This window comes from Pseudomonas sp. NFX98 (assembly GCF_047784845.1).
GTDB lineage: Bacteria > Pseudomonadota > Gammaproteobacteria > Pseudomonadales > Pseudomonadaceae > Aquipseudomonas.
In genome coordinates, this window is sequence record NZ_JBLNNF010000013.1 from 170,498 (window position 1) to 190,039 (window position 19,542).

Genomic DNA, 19,542 nt, shown 5'->3' on the forward strand with positions numbered 1-19,542 from the left:
TGCGTCCCCTTGATGTTTGCCTGCTTCTGACTATCCAGCCATCAGTAGATGTCTTTAGACAGTAAGGTGAAGGGTGTCTTTACCAGGATTTTCAGATCCAGCCACAATGACCAGTTGTTGATGTACTTGAGGTCGATCTCGACGCGTTTCTGCATCTTGTCGATGGTGTCGGTTTCGCCGCGGCAACCGTTGATTTGAGCCAGCCCGGTGATACCCGGTTTGATTCGGTGGCGGGCCATGTAGGCGAGGATCTTGCCGGAGTAGAAGTCATTATGCGCAATGGCGTGCGGACGTGGCCCGACAAGTGCCATATGGCCTTGCAACACATTGAACAGTTGCGGCAATTCATCGATTGAGGTTCGACGGATAAAGCGCCCGACGGCTGTTATCCGTGAGTCATTTCGACTGGCCTGTTTGACTTCCGCATCGTCGTGAACGCGCATCGAACGGAACTTCCAGACCTGGATAACCTTGCCGTTCCAGCCATGCCGATCCTGTTTGAAAAACACCGGACCGTGAGAGGTGAGCTTGACGGCCAGACCGATGGCCAGCAGTAGTGGGCTTAGAACGACAATTGCCATCAACGCCACGCATTTATCGAGCAGGCTTTTACTCAGTGCGGCGGTGGGTTGGCTGGTCAGCGGGCTTTCATTCAGATGGATTGCCGGAAGACCGTCCACATCGCTGACCGAGTGATTGAGCAGGGTCAGGCTGTTCAAGTCCGGGACCCACACCACATCTACGTGGGCATCCAGCAAATCGCCATACATGGCTTCGATTTGTACCGCTTCACTCAAGGGCAGTGTGATGTACAGGCGTCGAATGTCATGGGTTTTGATCAGCGCCAACAATTCCTCTTGCGGGCCTACGATAGGTGGTGCACTCGCCGCCAATCGGGAGGTGGCATCGGAGCTTACCAGGCCAACCAGTGGGAAATGCTCGAGGGTGCGAAGCTTGTTGGCCAGTCCCAATGCCAGCTCACCAGTTCCGACGATCAGCGTTCTACGCTCTCTTTGAAGTGACCGTTGGTAGTACTTCGAAAAACCCTGCAGAGGAACGTACAACAGCGCTTGTCCAACATAGCTGCCGATAGCCCAAACCAGAATGATCTGGCGGGAAAACAGTTCATTGGCCTTACAAAGGAAGGCGACAATAGCCAGTGCCGCCAACGTCATTGACCAACCCATCAACAGTCTGATCAACCCCTCCAGGTAATTGTCTTTCTTGGCATAGACACCACACCATGTATAAGCGGGAACCGATGCAAGTACGGTCAATGTTGCGCATACTCGATAATAAAACTCTACCGCTCCTGTTTGGTAATAAACCAATGAAAATAACAGGGCAACAGCAAAGCCCTGGCCAACTACCCACTGTCCCCAGAAGGTCAATCCTTTGAGAGTGGTATTTCGATTGATACGAAGACTGTTAACCATGCGATATCCCCAAAATACGTCCATTTGCGTGTCGACAGACAAGAGCTAAGTTGATCTGGCAGCGTTATTATTCTTATAAGAGGGCCATGCGTTGACGAGCTGAAACGCCAAGGGGCGGCGCTGTCGTCAGTCAATAGATTAAGTTATCGATGCGATGACTGTCTGACGACTTCTAACGACGCGGTAGTGCCGAAGTCCAATATTGCGGGGAGGCAGGGTGTGTTAGAAAAGGTCGATAATTTTGATGGGTGGGGCGTGTCTTAAGGGAGGGAATGGTAGGTAACAAAGTTGGGGGTGTGCGTTTTTTATTGTTGTAGCGCACTGCCGTTGTGACCGTGTTAGTTGCTCAGGTCAGGCTTTTTCCGCGGACTATTTTTTGTATCAGGCAATACCCACGATTTCTGACTGCACGGAAAAGACGTTCGCCATTTGTGGCGCTTTTGAATTTTTCCTGAAGTCGGCTCAGACACATTTCGAGACCGCGATAGTGTTCCGGCTCTCTGCCGATACTGCGGATAAGATCGTCTTTGCTGACCACGCGATCATCATGGTGCAGCATCTTCTTGAGTAATGTGGCCTCCAGGCCAGTCAAGACAATCTCTATGTCATCCTTGATCAACGCGCCACTGCCATTACTGAATCGCCAGGTTTGAGCCAGAGGAGTGCGCGGCTCGACCAGATTGGAGGGGAATTCCCTAGTGGCGTCCTTGGGTTCGATTGCGATAGAGGTGATGTTGTTAATTAGAGGGCTGGGTTGAGCCGCTTGCCACTCGGACTTGAATGTCGAAAGAATGCGCTGTGTATCATGCTTGATAACAGGCGAGATCATTCTGTCCACGTGCGGGAAAATAAACTCCATAAGCTTAGGGGCGGAGGAAGGTGGGGCCACGCCTTCTACAAACATCTTGGCTTGTGACGTACCGAACGAGTTATATCGCTTGCTGGAGAGTAACGTCTCCAGTTCCAACTGTAGCGCGGGACTATGAGTGACTACTACAAAGTATTTTCTCGGGAGGTTTGTACCGCTTTCCATGTCTCTCTCCTGAATTGCACGCCTGGGTATTGGTTTAAAGGTTGTCGGCAGGGGAGTAATGGCTCCCTTGGAAATAATCGAAGGGCAAGGCTCGCGCCAATACATGGCTTGCAGCATGCTCTACTCTGTCCGCAATAAAGCTGACTTTGGTATTGTGAGCCTGCAGGGTCATACGCTCGTAGAGTCGATTGAATAGTTCCGGGTTGCCCGTGAGTTTGAGGCTCAAGTCTAAGGTGGAAACAGAGATCTTTATATAGTCGAATAGATTCAGGGTTGTAAAGATCTCGATACTTTCGTCGTGAATGTTGAAACCGTCGAATGCGATTTCGATACCGTGATCTTTCAATAGATACACGTTATGGATGATTTTCTTTTTGTCGGTAAAGTTGACCGCCGGAAAAGGTAGCTCATTGAGTGCGACCACCAGTGTCTGACCAAATCCGCGCAGGGCCTCGTTGCACTGGATCAGTTCTTCGGTGAGGGCAGCATTAATGAGCGCTGACTGTTCGATACAAACGAATCGGCGACTCAAATACTTGTTTTCGCTAGAGGCGTTGCGCTCTTTTAATGAGAAGGCAATCAGCCGAGTGTGCATCAGTGCTTCACTGTAGATGCTGCTCATCTGATGCGTTGCTGGTGCGTAAGATGCAAGAGTGGACAGGAACTGGCTGTCGTCGGTTTTTACTCTGATCTCGCTGCCAAATGGGCGGTCATCGCGTGTAAGAATCAGTTGCCGAGACAAATACTGATTTGCACGGTCGAAGCGAGGCACGCATTCGGTTGCGTTCATAATGCAATAACTCCGTTGCATAAATAATCAGGTGGAAGAAATCAAACCCCTGATTAAGCGATATCCATACCCGCGAATACTTTGAATGGCGTTGGTGCCATACATGCCTTTTATTTTGCCGCGAAGGCGGCTGATCGATTTTTCCAAGGCTCTCGGGTCATAAAAATTAATATTGAGGCCCATGGCTCTGGCGATTTCGTCATGGCTCAATATATGGTTTTTCGTTTCAGAAAAAGCTTCAAGAATTTTCATTTCTGCAAACGATACATCAAGTTTTTTATCATCTCCGATGAGGCACATACGCGTGGGGTCGAGAAGCAGGTTGTCCTTTGACTGCCATTCCTGACTACCAAAAAAATCGGAAAATACCTGGACGTTATCGTCAGGAGCGCTGCTGAATTTTACGCAGTAATCCGCACCGGCAAGATAGTACTTCATCTTGTTGTAAGTGCCTGATCCGGTGATCGCTGCAAAAATTATTGACGCCATATTGTTGGCGCGCAGACCTTCGATCAATGCAATGCTTTCAATGAACGCCTGAGGGTTGTCAACGACGATAAAGACCGCTCGATACAACTCCGGGTGCATATTCCTATTGAATGAGTTGCTGTAGCACGTTGCATCGACGGGTACTTCATTGCCTGCGTGACTGGCGACTAACTCACGGAAATCCTCAGCTGACATATGGGTCCGCCCAATGGTGAGAATCCCTGTCTGCTCCCTTGCGTGGTTGTGGTTTGAGGTCGTTTTGTTACCTGTAAGCATCATGCTTTGACTCGGCTGGGTGCTGACGTTTGGATGTTAAAGCACCGATTCTCATTTGTGACTGACAATTGGTAACATTTCACCGGAATTTGAAGTGGTCGACACGGTTTTTCTAACATTGTTGATGAATCTGACGTGATCGTTTGCTCTCCAGAGGAATGGAGCGCTCAATTATCTGAGACACTCCGGACGATATGAGAGCATAGCATTATGCCATCTTTTTTCCCGATATCCCGGTTTCACGAACCCATAGGCTGTACGTGTGGCTGGCGCTTGTATCGTTTTTTGTTTTCTATCGAAAGTTCACCAAGCCTTGAAAATCTGTTGTCGATTGAGGGGGCTCATGCAGTTTCGGAGAGCGATATATCCTTTAATAACTTGTATATAACTTCTTGATTACAGCTGCGGAGGCTGGACATTTAATAACAAGCGGTTCTAATGCGCGGCTTGATGCGTTTTACTATTTCTTTCGCCTAATGTTCGAATGGTCAACAGACCTTGCACGCGAGAGTCGCGAGGGTCTACACGGGGGGTTAATGGATTTTTGGACTACGGTAACGGTTTTGATTTTAGGGGCAGTCGAGGGGCTCACGGAGTTTCTGCCCATATCAAGTACCGGGCACCAGATTATTGTCGCGGACTTGCTCGATTTCGGCGGTGAGCGAGCAATGGCCTTTAACATCATTATCCAACTAGGGGCGATCCTGGCGGTCGTCTGGGAGTTCCGGCGCAAGATCCTCGAAATCGTTAGTGGATTGCCGACCCAGCGTAATGCGCAACGGTTTACCTTGAATCTATTGATTGGATTTATGCCTGCCGTTGTCCTCGGAGTACTGTTCGCCGATAAAATTCACGAATACCTGTTCAACCCGATAACCGTAGCGGTGGCGCTGGTCTTGGGTGGCATCGTCATGTTGTGGGCTGAGCGACGCGTCCATGTGGTGTACGTCGACCACGTCGACGATATGCGCTGGACCGACGCCCTCAAAGTCGGTTTTGCGCAATGCCTGGCGATGATACCGGGCACTTCGCGCTCGGGATCGACCATTATCGGCGGGCTGCTGTTTGGTCTGTCACGCAAGGCCGCGACCGAGTTCTCGTTCTTTCTGGCGATGCCAACCATGGTTGGCGCCGCCGTTTACTCCGGATACAAATACCGAGACCTGTTCCAGGCCGGCGACTTGCCAGTCTTCGCCTTGGGCTTCGTGACAGCGTTCGTGTTCGCCATGCTCGCGGTACGCGGTTTGCTGAAGTTCATCGCCAGCCACAGCTACGCCGCATTCGCTTGGTATCGAATTGCATTCGGTTTGCTGATTTTGGCAACGTGGGTATTCGGTTGGGTCAACTGGACTGAAGCGGCGGCGCTCTGAACACCGGCACCAGGTTGCGTGAGCTGGAACCTGGTGCTCAATCAGCGCTTAACGCCCTTCAAGCAACTGCGCCGCCTGATCCAGCAAGGCCAACGGATCTTTGGCCTTGTGGATATCCACGGACAACAGCTGCCGAAATTTGCGCGCCCCTGGAAAACCGGTGCCAAGCCCCAACACATGTCGCGTGATGTGGTGCATCGAACCGCCCGCAGCGATGTGCGCGGCGATGTAAGGCCTCAATTGCGCGAGTGCTTCGGCGCGAGTGACCACCGGCGCGGTGCTGCCGAACAACTGCTGATCCACTTCAGCCATCACATAAGGATTGTGATAAGCCTCGCGGCCGAGCATCACGCCGTCGAACGTCTGCAAATGCTCACGGCAGGCTTCCAGCGTCTTGATCCCGCCGTTGAGAATAATCTCCAGCTCCGGGAAATCCGCCTTCAACCGCGCCGCCACGTCATAACGCAGCGGTGGAATGTCACGGTTCTCCTTCGGCGACAACCCCTCCAGAATCGCGATCCGCGCATGCACGGTAAAACTCGTGCACCCGGCCTCGCGAACCGTGCCGACGAAATCACACAACTCCTCGTAGCTGTCACGCCCATTGATGCCGATGCGGTGCTTCACCGTCACCGGAATCGACACCGCATCGCGCATTGCCTTCACACAATCGGCCACCAACTGCGGATGCCCCATCAGGCATGCGCCGATCATGTTGTTCTGCACCCGATCACTCGGGCAACCGACATTCAGGTTCACCTCGTCGTAGCCGTGCTCCTGCGCCATGCGTGCACACGCGGCCAGGTCCAGCGGGACGCTACCACCAAGCTGCAAGGCAAGCGGGTGCTCGGCCTCGTCATGGCGCAGGAAACGCTCGTGATCGCCATTGAGCAAGGCACCGGTGGTGACCATTTCGGTGTAGAGCAGGGCATTTCTCGACAGCAGGCGCAGGAAGAAGCGGCAATGGCGGTCCGTCCAATCCATCATCGGCGCGACGGAGAACCTACGGGACAGCGGGGCAGGTGTTGCGGTAGCTACGGACATTGGGGATCTGGAATCGGTGAGGCTGGGAAGCGGGGGAGTTTAACAGGATTGGACTTTTGAGGTTTGGACAGGTCCAGGGACATTGATCGCGCGATTGATTTCAGAAGCCTTCCTACCTGAACCAACGCTGTCGCCCAGCAAAGTTTCATATTCCCCGCCTGACCAGAGGCCTACGATGAGTACACAGGATCAAGCCACCGCGCCCCCACCCACAGGAACAAAAAAATGCTCTCAAACCTCATCAAAGTCGCATTGATCGCCGGTGCTGTGCTGTTGAGCGCCTGTTCGGGTGTGAGTACCGATCACCGTTATGCGGATGACGCCCAGTTCTCTAATGGATTCGGGCCGGGGCCGACCAATAACAACCCCAATAAACTGAATTTCCATGGCAGTGCGCTCGGCAACAGCTTCGGTGAGTACAGTTCCGGCCTGTTGCACGACGACTGAGTCCCGAACGAAAACAAAAAAGGCGCTCCTGTAGAGGGGCGCTTTTTTTGCTGTTCGCAGGCGTCTCGTTACTTGACCTCAGGCACCGCCAACCACTGGCCTAAAACCTTCTGATAATTCCCCGTCACCTTGGCCAAATGCAGCCACTGATCGACATACAACTTCCAGGTCATGTCATCCCGAGGCAACAGATAGGCCTTCTCGCCGTACTGCATGTATTGCGTCGGATTGACCGCACACAGCCCCGGTTTTTGCTTTTGTTGATACAGCGCTTCCGACGCATCCGTGATCATCACGTCCGCTTTCTTGTCGAGCAGTTCCTGAAAAATGGTCACGTTATCGTGCAGTTGCAATTGCGCCTTGGGCAGGAAGGCGTGAACGAAGGCTTCATTGGTGCCGCCAGCCGGTTCGACCAGCCGAACCGAGGGTTGGTTGATCTGGTCGATGGTCCGGTACAGCGCCTGGTTTTCGCAACGCACCAGCGGAATCTTGCCGTCGACGTCCAGGGTGGTGCTGAAGAACGCTTTTTTCTGCCGTTCCAGTGTGACCGAGATTCCGCCCATGCCGATGTCGCACTTGCCCGCGAGCATGTCGGGCATCAGGGTTTTCCAGGTGGTCGGCACCCATTCCACCTTGACGCCAAGACTGTCGGCCAAGGCGCGGGCCATCGAGATATCGATGCCGGAATATTCGCCGTCTTCGGCTTTGAAGGTGTAGGGCTTGTAGTCACCCGTGGTGCAAACCCGCAGCTGGCCTTGTTGAATGACGCTGTCCAGATGCGATGGGCTTTCCTGAGCCTGGGCGCCAAACGACAGGGCGATCAGGCCACCGAGCATCAAGGTGCTTTTAATATTTTTCATTGTTATCGGGCTTTTGTGATGGAGTGGCTTGGAGGAGGGAGTGTAGTGAAAACTTTCAGGGACTTAAAAGTGAGCGAGCATTACTGTCCGCCCATCTCCGGACTCAGTGTCCCCAGCCACGCCACCAATCCGACAATCAAAACCGCTGCAACCAGTTCCATCATCACGCTGCGATGTAACGCATTCGCCGCGACTCGGTGTTGACCATCGCGCAATGATCGCTCCAGAAACGGTCCCAAGTGGAAGCGGTTCAGCGCGGCGAGTACGAGCATGCCGGCAAACAGCGCGACTTTGATAAACAGCAAAATCCCGTAGGCGCTGAGAAATACTTCGTCGACTTTCGGCCCGGCGATGAAGAGGTAGTTCACAACACCGGTCACTGCGATGACCGCCACAATCAGTGCGCCTACAGATTCAAACCGGCTGACGGCACGAGCGAGCAGACGGATGCGTTTCTCGGTTTGCAAGACGTTGGTTTGTGACATCAAGGCAAACGCGACCAGCGCACCCAGCCAGGCGCCCGCGGCCAGCAGGTGCAAAATGTCCGCGGTGAAATGCCAGATGCCTTCGTCCATTGCGCCGTGGCCAGTCCACGCCAGAGAGGCGAGGGCGACACCGCCAGCTAAAGCCGTCAGCACTAATCCAACAGTCGGAGCGCGAGGGTGGATCAGCATCGCCAGCCCAGCGACGAGCAGCGCGATGATCCGAATCGTCCAGGCCGAGCCTGCGTCCGTTTCCAACACCATCATTTCAATGTGCGGACGCAGTTGGGCAAGGTTCGACTCGCCGCTCATGTTGCTGACCATCAGCAGCATGCCAACGACGGATAGCACCATTGCGAGCACGGTCGTCGCCCCCAGCAATGATCGAAACGGTAGTACTGCCCCTGAAACCCGCTCCGGCCCTCTGAGGCTGTACAGACCAAACAACGCCACGCCAAACAACAGCAGCAAATCCACATACAACGCAAATCGCAGGACGATGTTGGCTGAGTCGCTCATCACTCACTTCACTTTGAAAGTAACGTTGCCGGTGATCGGGTGGGTGTCCGACGACACGGCGCGCCACTCCACTTTGTAGGTGCCAGCGGGCAGAGGCGATAGCGGGGTGATGAGCATGGTTTTCGGGTCGCTGCCGCCGCTGACTTTGGCTTTCATGGGCATGGGCGAGTGGGCCATGCCGGGCATTTCGGTCATGGCCAGTTTTGCACCGGAAAACTGCGTCACCAGGTTTTCGGAAAAGTGCAGTTCGATGGTGCTCGGTGCTGCACCCTGCGCACCTTCGGTGGGGCTGGAAGACAGCAGCTTCGGATGGGCTTGAGCGAGACCGCTCAGCAGCAGCCAGGTAGACAACAACACAGATATAACAGTGATTTTGATGGTGCGCATGCAAGGCCTCTCGCCGCTCAATGCGGCTGATTTTTTAGTGTTTGGGTTAACGGGTTCAGAACCACATCCGTACGCCGAGAACCAGGCGCGCCTCGCTGCGGTCCTCGCCTTCTGTGGCGGCGTAATCGGCGGTTTTGCCGTAGGTGCGGTTCCAGGTCACGCCAATGTACGGCGCAAATTCCCGGCGGATTTCGTAGCGCAGGCGCAGGCCGGCTTCGCTGTTGGACAGGCCGGAGCCGATCCCCCGTTGTGGATCGTTTTTGCCGTAGAAGTTGAGCTCGGCGGTGGGCTGCAGGATGAGTCGGTTGGTCAGCAGGATGTCGTAGTCACCCTCCAGTCGCGCGGCGCTCTGGCCGCCTTCGCCAATGAACGCCGTGGCCTCGGCTTCGAAGTTGTACAGCACCATGCCTTGCACGCCGAACGCGGCCCAGGTTTGCGGGGCGCCGGGTTTGAAGTCCTGACGAATGCCGCTGACCACGTCCCACCATGGGCTGATCGCGTGGCCCCACAGCGCCTGGATTTCGGCGTCTTCAGTCTTGCCGTTGGTGCGCTCGCCTTCGGAGCGCATCCACAGGCGATCGATGTCGCCGCCGATCCAGCCGGACAGATCCCAGGCCAGGGTGCTGCCGTCGTCGGCGTCCTGCCATTCGAGTTTGTCCGCAAGGAAGAATGAGTTGAGTGCGCTGTCATGCACACGGTGCCCGGCCGGGTCGACATAAATGGCGGCTCGGTCCGCATCGGTCAACGATGGAATGGGCGTACGACTTTCAGTCGGCGCCGCGGGCTGCATCTGGCCCTCGTCCATGCTTTGCATCTGGCCATGGTCCATTCCTGTCATCTGGCTGTGATCCATGCCCTGCATGTCGTCAGTGGCTGCGATGGCGAAAGAAAACGGCAGGCCGGTAAGGACGGCCATGGCAACGGAGGTGAATCTGATCATGGTTGGCGCCTCATTCTTCCACGCGAACTTCACGGAACATGCCCATTTCCATGTGGTACAGGAGATGGCAGTGATAGGCCCAGCGACCGAGCGCATCGGCGGTAACCCGATAATTGCGGCGTGAGCCCGGTGGCATGTCGATGGTGTGTTTGCGCACCATGAAGTCGCCGTTCTCGTCTTCGAGATCGCTCCACATGCCGTGCAGATGGATGGGGTGCATCATCATCGTGTCGTTGACCAGGACCACCCGGACGCGCTCGCCATACTTGAGGCGCAGCGGCTCGGCGTCGGAAAACTTCACGCCGTTGAACGACCAGGCGAATTTCTCCATGTGACCGGTGAGGTGCAGTTCGAGGGTGCGGCCCGGTTCGCGCCCGTCCGGGTCGTCGAAGGTACTGCGCAGGTCGGAGTAGGTCAGGACTCGGCGGCCGTTGTTGCGCAGGCCGAGGCCGGGGTCGTCGAGTTTGGGTGAGGTGGACATGGCTTGCATGTCTACCAGCGGGTTGTCGTTTTCCGAATCGGGATGGGACTGCATGCCGGGCATGGTCATGTTGCTATGGTCCATGCCGGCCATGCTGCCGTGATCCATACCGCCCATGCCCATGTCATCCATGGTGACCAGCGGGCGCGGGTCCAGCGATGGCACTGGCGCCGACAATCCGGATCTCAACGCGAGAGTGCCGCGGGCATAACCGGTGCGGTCCATCGATTGGGCGAACAGGGTGTAGGCGGCTTCGCTCGGCTCGACAATCACGTCGAAGGTTTCCGCCACGGCGATTCGGAATTCGTCGACGGTTACCGGTTTTACGTGAAGACCATCGGCGGCGACCACGGTCATTTTCAGGCCCGGAATGCGCACGTCGAAGTAGGTCATGGCCGAGCCGTTGATGAAGCGCAGCCGCAGCTTTTCACCGGGGCGGAACACGCCGGTCCAGTTGGCGTCCGGCGCCTGGCCGTTCATGAAGTAGGTGTAGGTGGCGCCACTGACGTCGGCCAGGTCGGTGGGATTCATCTTCATTTCGGCCCACATCTTGCGATCGGCCACTGTCGCGCTCCAGCCCTTCTCGCTGATGTCGTCGATGAAATCGCCCACGGTGCGCTTGTTGTAGTTGTAGTAATCGGACTGTTTTTTCAGGGTCTTCATCAGGCTGGCCGGATCTTCGTCGGTCCAGTCGGTGAGCATCACCACGTAATCGCGGTCGTACTGGAACGGCTCCGGTTCCCTGGCATCAATCACCAGCGGCCCGTAGACGCCGGCCTGTTCCTGCAACCCTGAATGGCTGTGATACCAGTAGGTGCCGTTTTGCCGGACCTTGAATTGGTAGACGTACAAACCACCCGGCTCGATGCCTTTGAAACTCAAGCCCGGCACACCGTCCATGTTTGCCGGCAGCAGAATGCCGTGCCAGTGAATGGAGGTGCTGTCCTTGAGTGCGTTCTTCACCCGCAACGTGACCGTGTCACCTTCGCGCCAGCGCAGGAGCGGGCCGGGAAGGCTGCCGTTGATGGTCATCGCGGTGCGCGGGTTGCCGGTGAAGTTGACCGGGGTTTCACCGATGAACAGCTCGAAATCGCTGCCCGTCAGCACTTGCGGTTGGCCGGGGCTGCTGACAGCCCAGACCGGCGGTCGGCATAACCCGAGGCCGCCCAGCAAGCCGCCGGCGGCCAGGCCTTTGACGAAGGTGCGTCGTGAAGTGTTGGAGCGCATGCCGATTATCCCGTCCGTCAGCCTGGTGAACTTGTCGACGAGGCTAACGGGCGATGGCTTTCAGCAGGCTGAGGCGGGGATTACAGTTTTGACAGGTAGGGCGGTGGTTACTGGCGTTTAGTAGGCTTATCGGACGACGCCACGGTGCCGCTACCGCAATTAATGTACGAAGACGACTTCAGCCAGCGCTGATCCGGATAGTAGGAAAACAGCAGTTGGCCGTCCTTCATCGAGTCGATCAGCCGATGCGCAATCGCCGGCCGGACCGCCGGGCAGCCGAGGCTTCTGCCGATACGGCCGTTGGCGCGCGCCAAGACGGGACTGACGTACGGTGCACCGTGAATGACGATTGCCCGGTCAAAAGCGTTATCGTTGAAGCCCGGCTCCAGGCCTTCCATGCGCAATGAATAGCCGTTCTGGCCGCGGTAGCTTTCTTGCGTGCGGAACAAACCGATACTGGTGGCGAAACTTTCGTTCTGGTTGGAGAACCAGGTAGCCATGTTTTCGCCGCTGTTGCGGCCATGGGCGACGAGTTCGTGAAAGAGCAATTTGCGCTTTTTCAGGTCGAAAACCCACAGTCGTTGTTCAGTCGAGGGCAGGGAATAATCGATCACTGCTAGTCTCTGTGCCGGGACTGCGCCTTGGGCGCGAGTGCACTGGGTGGCGCGTACAGCCAGGGCGATGACTTTTGCATTGGCTTTTGGAGCGGCTTTGGCCAGCGCGACTTCCAGCGAATCGGCGTAGGCTGCGGGTATGCAGACCGACGTCAACAGCAGCGCTGTAAGTAGAAAGCCAAAGCGTTGTAACGACATAAGGTAAGTCTCATCAGGAATATATCGAGTCTAGCAGCGAGTGGAACGCTAGCCTTTTGATTTGCGGGAGATTAAGGATTATCCATGGGGCAATTAACAAGGTTATTCGTCATAAGCCGCGTATTTTTTATGGTCTTTCTGATCAGCGGCGCTGCTTTTGGTGAAAGTTCGCCGATCGTGCCGGCATCTCCGGAAACGACCGTTTTGTCTGCGGCGCCCGATGATGTCGTGGGCCAAGCAATCCAGGCAGTGCTCGAACCGCTGAAATCGGCGTTTCCACCGTTGCTCACTGCGCGCAAGCATCAGCGGGTGGATATCAGCCGGGTGGTCATGGATTTTTACTCGCACCGTAATTATCGCGCTGCGTGGACCAACGGACGCGATGTCACCCAGTTGCTCAAAAGCCTGAATGACACGCAAATCGATGGCCTGATCCCTGAGGACTATCGGATTCACGAACTGGCCCAGGCGCAATTGGCGATGCAGGCCACCGCGCCGACACCGACGCAATCGGCAGCCTTCGATATCGCGCTGACCCGCACCTACATCACTGCGCTGCTGCAATTACGACGCGGCAAAGTCGATCCGTCGCGGCTGGATTTTCACTGGAATTTCGACCCGGTCGGCGTTGATCCCCGTGAGGACGTGAACAGTTTCTTCACCGCCCTCGACGATCACGACGTGGCACGCGGGTTCGCCCAGGCTCCGCCGCAGGAAGCGGTTTACCGCAGCATGCGAGAGGCCTTGGCGCAGTTGCGCCAGGTACGCGATGCCGGCGGTTGGCCGAAAGTTACCGAAGGGCAATCGCTCAAGCCGGGGATGAACGGTACAGCAGTCGCGCAGTTGCGTGCCCGTTTGACGGCCGGTGGATACCTGGCCACTCCGAAAAGCAAGCGTAACGATTACGACGACAGCGTCATCGCGGCAGTGAAGAAGTATCAGACCGAGCAATACCTTGGCGCGGATGGCGTGGCGGGGGCGGCGACCCTGGCGGCGTTGAATGTGCCCGTTGAAGCGCGGATCGACCAGGTCCGGGTGAACATGGAGCGGGCGCGTTGGCTGCTGTACAAACTCCAGGGCACTTTTGTCGTGGTCGACATCGCCGGGTACAAGGTTGCGCTGTATCGCGACGGCCAGCCGATCTGGCGTTCCCGGGTGCAGGTCGGCAAGCCGTTTCGCAGTACGCCGGTGTTTCAGTCCGAAATTACCTACATCACGTTCAACCCCACCTGGACCGTGCCGCCGACGATTCTGGTCAAGGACATGCTGCCCAAGATTCAACAGAACCCGGACTACCTGGCCGCTAACCGGATCAGAGCCCTGGACCGGGAAGGACATGTGCTCGATCCGTCGGGCATCGACTGGTACAACGCGCGCGGTATCACGCTGCGTCAGGATGCCGGCCCCGAGAATTCGTTAGGGCAGGTGGTCATTCGATTCCCCAACGACTATGCGATTTATCTGCACGACACGCCGCATCGCGAGTTGTTTGCCAAGTCCATGCGCGCCACCAGTTCCGGCTGCATCCGGGTGGAAAACCCGCTGCAGTTGGTTGAACTGTTGTTCAACGACCCGGTGCGCTGGAACAGTGAAGGCATTCAAAAGCAGTTGGCCAACGGCAAGACCGAAAACATCAAGCTCCCGGTCAAGATTCCGGTGCTGCTGGCGTACTGGACGGTCGACTTGAGCAAAGAGGGAAGGGTGACGTTCAAGCCTGACGTTTACGGCTACGATTCTCCGGTACTTCGACAATTGAACCTGCCTTCAAAACTGCCCGCTTTGGAATTGCCGGGGGGAGAAAGCACGCTGGTCGTAACAGGACAGAGCAAGCCGTAGCAAGGGAGCGGCGGAATGCGTTTTCAGAGCAAAACTATTGTTCTGGAAACGGGTCAGAGATCATCGATCGACCGACATGGATAGGGAATTCGTTAATGGATGTTGCGCAAAAAAAGCCGTCACTCAGCACCGGGCCACTTCATGTGCGCGACCTGGATGAATGCCGCAACTCTGAAAAAGGCTCAGTGCTGATCATTGCCTCGGGGTCTTCCGCCAAAGACTTTCCGCTGCACAAGTACGCAGACGTTCCAATGATCACCATGAACGGTGCCATTTCGAAATTTATCGGGACAGGCATCAATCCGTTTTTCTATGTGTGCACCGATCAGGGTTTTTCCGAACAGCAACCCGAACTCTTCACAAAAGCCATGCGCCTCAGTGCGCGGGTAGCGTTGTGGGAAAAACATATCTGGCATACCTCGTTCAAGCCCCAGGGGGATCTGTATTTTTTGAGGCGGGCACCGAGACTTTCCTGGCGAGACCTGTTCAGGACGGATAAGGAACTGGTGAGAAATCGCAAGATCGGCAATGGACGCAATAAAACCCTTGGCTTCAGCAAGAACCTCAAGCGCGGCTTTTTTGATGCGCGGACGGTGGCCTACCTGGCCATACAGCTTGCCTATCACTTGGGGTTTAACAAGGTGTTCCTGGTCGGTGTCGATCTGGACCCATCGGTGAGTCGCTTTTACGAAACACCCGGAACGTTCATTTCTCCCTGCGTACTCGACGATCATTTTCATAAGAGAATCCTGCCGTCTTTCGCGATCCTGGCGAAAAGCGTCGTGAATGCGGATTTTCGGGTTTACAACGTGTCCAGCACGTCGAAGATTCCTGTCGATCTCGTCCCACGCGTGACGCTGGATGAACTCGATCGGCTGATCTGACGATCAAACCTGACTCAACTCCACCCGCAGAAACTCCACCAGTGCTCGTTGCAATCCGCTCAGTGCGCCCTCGCGGCTGATCAGTGCCACCTCTGTGGGTGGCAATGGCGGCAGGTCGGTACAAATGCTGTGCTCGGGCAGCACCGCTGAAGCAGGCAATACCGAAATACCCAATCCGCAGGCTACCGCCGCTTGAATCCCGGTCAGGCTGTGACTGCCAAACGCGACCCGCCACGGCCGTTGCGCCACGTCCAGCAGGCGGATGGCCCGTTGTCGATAAATGCAGCCCTGAGGAAACAGCGCCAGCGGCAACACGCCGTTGGCCGGGTCGGTCTGTGCACCTTTGACCCACACCAGCGCTTCCGGCCAGGCGGCCCAACACGGGCCGCTGTCCGGCTCGCGTTTGACCAGCGCAATGTCGATGTCACCGCTGGCGAGTTTCTGCTTGAGGTCGGTGCTCATGCCGCTGACGGTCTCCAGGCGTGCCTGAGGTTTTTCGCGGTTGAAGCCGGCGAGGATCATCGCCATGCGCCGGGCGTCGAAATCTTCCGGCACGCCGATGCGCAGGATTTCCAGGTCGACGTCGCTGGCCAGCGCTTCTACGGCCTCCGAGGACAACGCCAGCAAGCGACGCGCATAGTGAATCAGCATTTCGCCGTGCTCGGTGAGGTTGATGTTTTGCCCCGTGCGATCGCGCATCAGCAATGAATGCCCGACCAGTTCTTCGAGTTTGCGCACCTGTTGGCTCACGGTGGATTGAGTCCGGTGCACGCGCTCGGCCGCGCGGGTAAAGCTGCCTTCATCGACCACACAGACGAAGGTTTTGAGCAGTTCGAGATCGAGCATCGCGGGCACCTTTGATATTCATTTTTCAACTGAGGATTAGGTACTAATTTAATTTCACACTATCACTATTGACGCATAACCTGAAGGCCACACCTCAGAGGATTCCGCCATGACACTTAAAGACACCTCTCGCCCCGAATGGCTGACCTTCGATTGCTACGGCACGCTGATTCAATGGGATGAAGGCTTGAAAGCCGTGGTGGCCGAGATTTTGCGCGAAAAGGGCGAGCACAGCGTGGAGGTCGAGCGCCTGATCGAGGTCTACGACCGGCACGAGCATCGGCTGGAGCAGATTCCGCCGCATCGCTCGTTCCGCCAATTGAGCACCCTCGGTTTGCATCTGGCTCTGGAAGAGCTTGGCCTGGCCAGCGCGCCTGAAGACAGTCAGCGCCTGGCCGCGGCGATTCCGCGGATGCCGCCGTTTCCCGAAGTAATCGCGACCCTCGCGCAACTCAAGGAAATGGGCTTCAAGCTGTGCATCGTCTCCAACACCGACGACGACATCATTGCCGGCAATGTCGCGCAACTGGGCGGCCATATCGACAGGGTCATCACGGCCCAACAGGCCGGCGCCTACAAACCCGATCCGCGATTGTTCGACTATGCGCACGAACAACTTGGCGTCACCCGCGACCAAGTGGTGCACATCTGCGCCAGCCCGACACTGGACCACACCGCCGCCCGGGACATGCACTTTCGTTGCGTATGGATCGACCGTGGCACCGGTCGGCAATTGCTGCCGGATTACCGGCCCGATGCGATATTGAACACACTGGATCAGGTCGTGCCCTTGTTCACGTCCCTTGGCTGGTAACCCACGGAGGCATCGCCATGGCTCACACCCTTGCAGGCAGTTCGCGTCCCTCGATTTACGCCGGCCTCAATCTGGATTCGCCTGCTGTCATCACCGCTCGTATGGAGTTGGCGGCGTGTTTTCAACTGGCGGCGCGTCATGGTCTGGAGGAGGGCATCTGCAATCATTTTTCGGCCATGGTGCCGGGGCGCGATGATTTGTTTTTTGTGAACCCCTACGGCTACGCCTTCGAAGAAGTCACGGCTGACAAGCTGCTAGTCTGCGATTTCCATGGCCATGTGGTTCAGGGCGAAGGTCAGCCGGAGGCGACGGCGTTCTATATTCATGCGCGGCTTCATAAACAGTTGCCGCGCGTGAAAGTGGCGTTCCACACGCACATGCCGCACGCCACCGCGCTATGCCTGCTGCAAGGTCCACCGCTGTTGTGGCTGGGGCAGACGGCGTTGAAGTTTTACGGTCGCACGGCGGTGGACGAACACTACAATGGCCTGGCGCTTGATGAGTCCGAAGGCGATCGCATTGCCAGTGTGATGGGCAACGCCGACATCCTGTTCTTGAAGAATCACGGGGTGATCGTGGCCGGTCCCACTATCGCCGAAGCCTGGGATGATCTGTATTACCTGGAGCGTGCCGCCCAGGTCCAGTTGATGGCAATGGCGACCCAGCGAGAACTTCTGCCGGTGCCCCATGACATCGCCCAACGTTCCTATGAGCAGATGCGCCTGGGCGATGCCGAAAGTGCGCGGGCGCATCTGCACAGTGCGATGCGGCGGTTGCAGCGTTCTGACGGTTGAGGCGGATGGCGACCACGTGACATATGGCTGCCATTTGTTGGTAGTAACCCCGTAGACTTGGCGCACAAAACCAGGGGATTTGGGCCGCCGCCCATGCCTTGCCCTTTCAGGACGCGCTTTTTGCCTACACGCCAGTACGACCCCCACCACGCCCCTGGCGTCGCATTGAAACGCATACCGTTGCGCAAGGCAGCGGTATTGTTCATTGCCACGGTGTGCTTGTGCCTGTGCGCGTTGCTTTATCTGCAACTGGAGCAATCCCGGCGGCATGCCTTGAGCCAGGCCCAGGTCGCCTCGTCGAACCTGACGCGGGCCATGGCACAGCAAGCCGAAGACACGTTCATGCAGGCCGACCTGGTGCTGACCAGTCTGGTGGACTGGATTCAGGTCGATGGATTCGCTCCCTCCCTGAGAGCTCGCTTGCAGAGTACTTTCGCCCGAAGGGTGCAGGCGTTGAGTCAATTGCACGGCATCCTGCTGTTCGACCAGAAAGGCCAGTGGGTCGTGACCTCATTCGAGAATCTGCCTCGGGGACCGGGCGTGGCAGACCGCGAGTACTTCAAGTTTCACCAGCAAAACGTGTCGTCCGTGGCGCACATCGGCCCGGCGATTCGCAGTCGGGAAAATGGCGAGTGGATCATTCCGGTTTCCAAACGAGTGAACGACAAGAACGGCCAGTTCCAGGGCGTGTTGCTGGCCGGAATCAAAATGTCCTACTTCGACCAGTTCTTCAAAAGCTTCGACATTGATGACAACGGCTCGATGTTCCTCGGTTTGACCGACGGAACGCTGCTGGCGCGCCGGCCGTTCATGGAGTCGCAGATCGGCACGTCGTTGGCCCAGGGCGAAATCTTTCAGAACCTGCTGCCGCGAGCGCCATCAGGCAACGCGATCTTCACCTCGGTGGTGGATGGCGTTGTCCGTTTGCATGGCTATCGGCAGCTGGAGGCTTACCCGCTGGTGGTCTCGGCGGCATCGTCCCGGGATTCGATTCTGGCGCAATGGTACGACACGGCGTTTCGCTCCAGTGCCATCGTCGCGCTGGTGATGCTCGGCGTGGGCCTGTTCGGTTGGGTATTCATCCGTCAGGTGCGCGTCGGCGAACGGGTCGAGGCGGATTTGCGCAAGGCCCAGGAAGCGCTGGAGTTGATCGCCACCCACGACAGCCTGACCGGTCTGGCCAACCGGCGATTGTTCGAGCGGGCGCTGGATATCGAGTTCGGACGTGGCGCACGCCAGCACAGTGCGTTGAGCCTGATCATGCTCGATATCGATTACTTCAAGTGCTACAACGACACTTACGGCCATGTGGTGGGGGATCACTGCCTGGCTGAGGTTGCGCGGGCGGTCAAAGCCTGCTGCCATCGCAAGGCCGACCTGGCGGTGCGTTACGGTGGTGAAGAGTTTGCGGTGTTGCTCCCCGATACCGACATTCATGGCGCCATGACGATAGCCGAACATATCCGCCGCAGCGTCATGGACAAAAACATCAGCCACAGCGGTTCGCCCACCGGGTACGTCACGGTCAGCCTCGGCTGTTATTCGTTTATACCGACGGGGCGCGACAGCATGGAAGTGTTTATCCAGCGTGCGGACGCGGCGCTGTACCAGGCCAAGCATTCGGGGCGTAATCGCTCGGCCGTGCTGTCGATGGAGGGCGGCGTCCCGGCGCTGATGCGCTCGGATCGTTGAAGCGTTTCGCCCCGGTTGTATCACCCTCGAAACACCACAAACGGCCCGGCTGTCCGCCTGTCAAAAGTTGTCCTGTTGATCGT

General features: G+C 56.7%; 19 protein-coding genes. 7 read left to right on the forward strand and 12 right to left on the reverse strand.

Annotated elements, in window-relative coordinates; all coding sequences use genetic code 11:
- Positions 1-41: 41 nt before the first annotated feature.
- From ACM110_RS18705 to ACM110_RS18720, 4 genes are all read right to left on the reverse strand, one after another.
- Positions 42-1,436, reverse strand: a complete 1,395-nt coding sequence (locus tag ACM110_RS18705) for an undecaprenyl-phosphate glucose phosphotransferase (RefSeq protein ID WP_416128928.1) — start codon at positions 1,434-1,436, stop codon at positions 42-44.
- A gap of 346 nt (positions 1,437-1,782) precedes the next feature.
- Positions 1,783-2,469 carry a winged helix-turn-helix domain-containing protein gene (locus ACM110_RS18710; RefSeq protein WP_416128929.1) on the reverse strand — a complete coding sequence of 229 codons (687 nt, stop codon included), beginning with the start codon at positions 2,467-2,469 and terminating at the stop codon, positions 1,783-1,785.
- A 34-nt stretch (positions 2,470-2,503) separates the two neighbouring features.
- Positions 2,504-3,259 (reverse strand): EAL domain-containing protein, encoded by a 756-nt coding sequence (locus ACM110_RS18715; protein WP_416128930.1) that lies wholly within the window; start codon positions 3,257-3,259, stop codon positions 2,504-2,506.
- A gap of 27 nt (positions 3,260-3,286) precedes the next feature.
- Positions 3,287-4,027 carry a winged helix-turn-helix domain-containing protein gene (locus ACM110_RS18720; protein WP_416128931.1) on the reverse strand — a complete coding sequence of 247 codons (741 nt, stop codon included), beginning with the start codon at positions 4,025-4,027 and terminating at the stop codon, positions 3,287-3,289.
- Between the two features lie 533 nt (positions 4,028-4,560).
- On the opposite strand from ACM110_RS18720, the gene ACM110_RS18725 reads away from it, so the two are divergent.
- A complete protein-coding gene (locus ACM110_RS18725; protein WP_416128932.1) occupies positions 4,561-5,394 on the forward strand; it encodes an undecaprenyl-diphosphate phosphatase in 834 nt (277 codons plus the stop codon).
- A gap of 48 nt (positions 5,395-5,442) precedes the next feature.
- On the opposite strand, the gene dusA is transcribed toward ACM110_RS18725, so the two are convergent.
- The gene (gene dusA, locus ACM110_RS18730; protein ID WP_416128933.1) at positions 5,443-6,438 is read right to left on the reverse strand and encodes a tRNA dihydrouridine(20/20a) synthase DusA; all 996 of its coding nucleotides are present in this window, start codon (positions 6,436-6,438) and stop codon (positions 5,443-5,445) included.
- A 225-nt stretch (positions 6,439-6,663) separates the two neighbouring features.
- Between dusA and ACM110_RS18735 the strand changes: the two genes are divergently transcribed.
- Positions 6,664-6,885 carry a hypothetical protein gene (locus ACM110_RS18735; protein ID WP_416128934.1) on the forward strand — a complete coding sequence of 74 codons (222 nt, stop codon included), beginning with the start codon at positions 6,664-6,666 and terminating at the stop codon, positions 6,883-6,885.
- 68 nt (positions 6,886-6,953) lie between these two features.
- Here ACM110_RS18735 and ACM110_RS18740 read toward each other — a convergent pair whose 3' ends face one another.
- From ACM110_RS18740 to ACM110_RS18765, 6 genes are all read right to left on the reverse strand, one after another.
- Entirely contained in the window at positions 6,954-7,745 is a 792-nt protein-coding gene (locus ACM110_RS18740; protein ID WP_416128935.1) for a transporter substrate-binding domain-containing protein, read from the reverse strand.
- A gap of 80 nt (positions 7,746-7,825) precedes the next feature.
- On the reverse strand, positions 7,826-8,746 hold the full coding sequence (gene copD, locus ACM110_RS18745; protein WP_416128936.1) for a copper homeostasis membrane protein CopD: 921 nt from the start codon (positions 8,744-8,746) through the stop codon (positions 7,826-7,828).
- A 3-nt stretch (positions 8,747-8,749) separates the two neighbouring features.
- Positions 8,750-9,133 (reverse strand): copper homeostasis periplasmic binding protein CopC, encoded by a 384-nt coding sequence (gene copC / locus ACM110_RS18750; protein ID WP_416128937.1) that lies wholly within the window; start codon positions 9,131-9,133, stop codon positions 8,750-8,752.
- A 55-nt stretch (positions 9,134-9,188) separates the two neighbouring features.
- Positions 9,189-10,073, reverse strand: coding sequence for a copper resistance protein B (locus ACM110_RS18755; protein ID WP_416128938.1), 885 nt, complete (start codon positions 10,071-10,073; stop codon positions 9,189-9,191).
- A 10-nt stretch (positions 10,074-10,083) separates the two neighbouring features.
- Positions 10,084-11,781 carry a copper resistance system multicopper oxidase gene (locus tag ACM110_RS18760; RefSeq protein ID WP_416128939.1) on the reverse strand — a complete coding sequence of 566 codons (1,698 nt, stop codon included), beginning with the start codon at positions 11,779-11,781 and terminating at the stop codon, positions 10,084-10,086.
- A gap of 107 nt (positions 11,782-11,888) precedes the next feature.
- The gene (locus ACM110_RS18765) at positions 11,889-12,593 is read right to left on the reverse strand and encodes a murein L,D-transpeptidase catalytic domain family protein (protein WP_416128940.1); all 705 of its coding nucleotides are present in this window, start codon (positions 12,591-12,593) and stop codon (positions 11,889-11,891) included.
- 84 nt (positions 12,594-12,677) lie between these two features.
- Between ACM110_RS18765 and ACM110_RS18770 the strand changes: the two genes are divergently transcribed.
- Both ACM110_RS18770 and ACM110_RS18775 read left to right on the forward strand, forming a co-directional pair.
- Positions 12,678-14,429, forward strand: a complete 1,752-nt coding sequence (locus tag ACM110_RS18770; RefSeq protein ID WP_416128941.1) for a L,D-transpeptidase family protein — start codon at positions 12,678-12,680, stop codon at positions 14,427-14,429.
- A 95-nt stretch (positions 14,430-14,524) separates the two neighbouring features.
- The gene (locus ACM110_RS18775; protein WP_416128942.1) at positions 14,525-15,313 is read left to right on the forward strand and encodes a lipopolysaccharide biosynthesis protein; all 789 of its coding nucleotides are present in this window, start codon (positions 14,525-14,527) and stop codon (positions 15,311-15,313) included.
- A 3-nt stretch (positions 15,314-15,316) separates the two neighbouring features.
- Here the strand turns inward: ACM110_RS18775 and ACM110_RS18780 are convergent, their stop codons facing one another.
- On the reverse strand, positions 15,317-16,159 hold the full coding sequence (locus tag ACM110_RS18780; RefSeq protein WP_416128943.1) for a LysR substrate-binding domain-containing protein: 843 nt from the start codon (positions 16,157-16,159) through the stop codon (positions 15,317-15,319).
- 109 nt (positions 16,160-16,268) lie between these two features.
- On the opposite strand from ACM110_RS18780, the gene ACM110_RS18785 reads away from it, so the two are divergent.
- The 3 genes from ACM110_RS18785 (at position 16,269) to ACM110_RS18795 (ending at position 19,459) form a co-directional block, all read left to right on the forward strand.
- On the forward strand, positions 16,269-16,973 hold the full coding sequence (locus ACM110_RS18785; protein ID WP_416128944.1) for a haloacid dehalogenase type II: 705 nt from the start codon (positions 16,269-16,271) through the stop codon (positions 16,971-16,973).
- A 17-nt stretch (positions 16,974-16,990) separates the two neighbouring features.
- Positions 16,991-17,767, forward strand: a complete 777-nt coding sequence (locus ACM110_RS18790) for an aldolase (protein WP_416128945.1) — start codon at positions 16,991-16,993, stop codon at positions 17,765-17,767.
- Positions 17,768-17,860: 93 nt separating this feature from the next.
- Positions 17,861-19,459: a diguanylate cyclase gene (locus tag ACM110_RS18795; protein ID WP_416128946.1), complete on the forward strand. Its 1,599-nt coding sequence runs from the start codon at positions 17,861-17,863 to the stop codon at positions 19,457-19,459.
- Positions 19,460-19,542 lie beyond the last annotated feature (83 nt).

What these genes read in the sequence shown, in the direction of transcription:
- ACM110_RS18720 (WP_416128931.1), bottom strand. Translation starts at nt 4,027, where the DNA reads ATGATGCTTACAGGTAACAAAACGACCTCAAACCACAACCACGCAAGG.
- ACM110_RS18795 (WP_416128946.1), top strand. Translation starts at nt 17,861, where the DNA reads ATGCCTTGCCCTTTCAGGACGCGCTTTTTGCCTACACGCCAGTACGAC.
- ACM110_RS18735 (WP_416128934.1), top strand. Translation starts at nt 6,664, where the DNA reads ATGCTCTCAAACCTCATCAAAGTCGCATTGATCGCCGGTGCTGTGCTG.
- ACM110_RS18725 (WP_416128932.1), top strand. Translation starts at nt 4,561, where the DNA reads ATGGATTTTTGGACTACGGTAACGGTTTTGATTTTAGGGGCAGTCGAG.
- ACM110_RS18740 (WP_416128935.1), bottom strand. Translation starts at nt 7,745, where the DNA reads ATGAAAAATATTAAAAGCACCTTGATGCTCGGTGGCCTGATCGCCCTG.
- copD (WP_416128936.1), bottom strand. Translation starts at nt 8,746, where the DNA reads ATGAGCGACTCAGCCAACATCGTCCTGCGATTTGCGTTGTATGTGGAT.
- ACM110_RS18710 (WP_416128929.1), bottom strand. Translation starts at nt 2,469, where the DNA reads ATGGAAAGCGGTACAAACCTCCCGAGAAAATACTTTGTAGTAGTCACT.
- dusA (WP_416128933.1), bottom strand. Translation starts at nt 6,438, where the DNA reads ATGTCCGTAGCTACCGCAACACCTGCCCCGCTGTCCCGTAGGTTCTCC.
- ACM110_RS18765 (WP_416128940.1), bottom strand. Translation starts at nt 12,593, where the DNA reads ATGTCGTTACAACGCTTTGGCTTTCTACTTACAGCGCTGCTGTTGACG.
- ACM110_RS18790 (WP_416128945.1), top strand. Translation starts at nt 16,991, where the DNA reads ATGGCTCACACCCTTGCAGGCAGTTCGCGTCCCTCGATTTACGCCGGC.
- ACM110_RS18780 (WP_416128943.1), bottom strand. Translation starts at nt 16,159, where the DNA reads ATGCTCGATCTCGAACTGCTCAAAACCTTCGTCTGTGTGGTCGATGAA.
- ACM110_RS18770 (WP_416128941.1), top strand. Translation starts at nt 12,678, where the DNA reads ATGGGGCAATTAACAAGGTTATTCGTCATAAGCCGCGTATTTTTTATG.
- ACM110_RS18760 (WP_416128939.1), bottom strand. Translation starts at nt 11,781, where the DNA reads ATGCGCTCCAACACTTCACGACGCACCTTCGTCAAAGGCCTGGCCGCC.
- copC (WP_416128937.1), bottom strand. Translation starts at nt 9,133, where the DNA reads ATGCGCACCATCAAAATCACTGTTATATCTGTGTTGTTGTCTACCTGG.
- ACM110_RS18785 (WP_416128944.1), top strand. Translation starts at nt 16,269, where the DNA reads ATGACACTTAAAGACACCTCTCGCCCCGAATGGCTGACCTTCGATTGC.
- ACM110_RS18755 (WP_416128938.1), bottom strand. Translation starts at nt 10,073, where the DNA reads ATGATCAGATTCACCTCCGTTGCCATGGCCGTCCTTACCGGCCTGCCG.
- ACM110_RS18705 (WP_416128928.1), bottom strand. Translation starts at nt 1,436, where the DNA reads ATGGTTAACAGTCTTCGTATCAATCGAAATACCACTCTCAAAGGATTG.
- ACM110_RS18715 (WP_416128930.1), bottom strand. Translation starts at nt 3,259, where the DNA reads ATGAACGCAACCGAATGCGTGCCTCGCTTCGACCGTGCAAATCAGTAT.
- ACM110_RS18775 (WP_416128942.1), top strand. Translation starts at nt 14,525, where the DNA reads ATGGATGTTGCGCAAAAAAAGCCGTCACTCAGCACCGGGCCACTTCAT.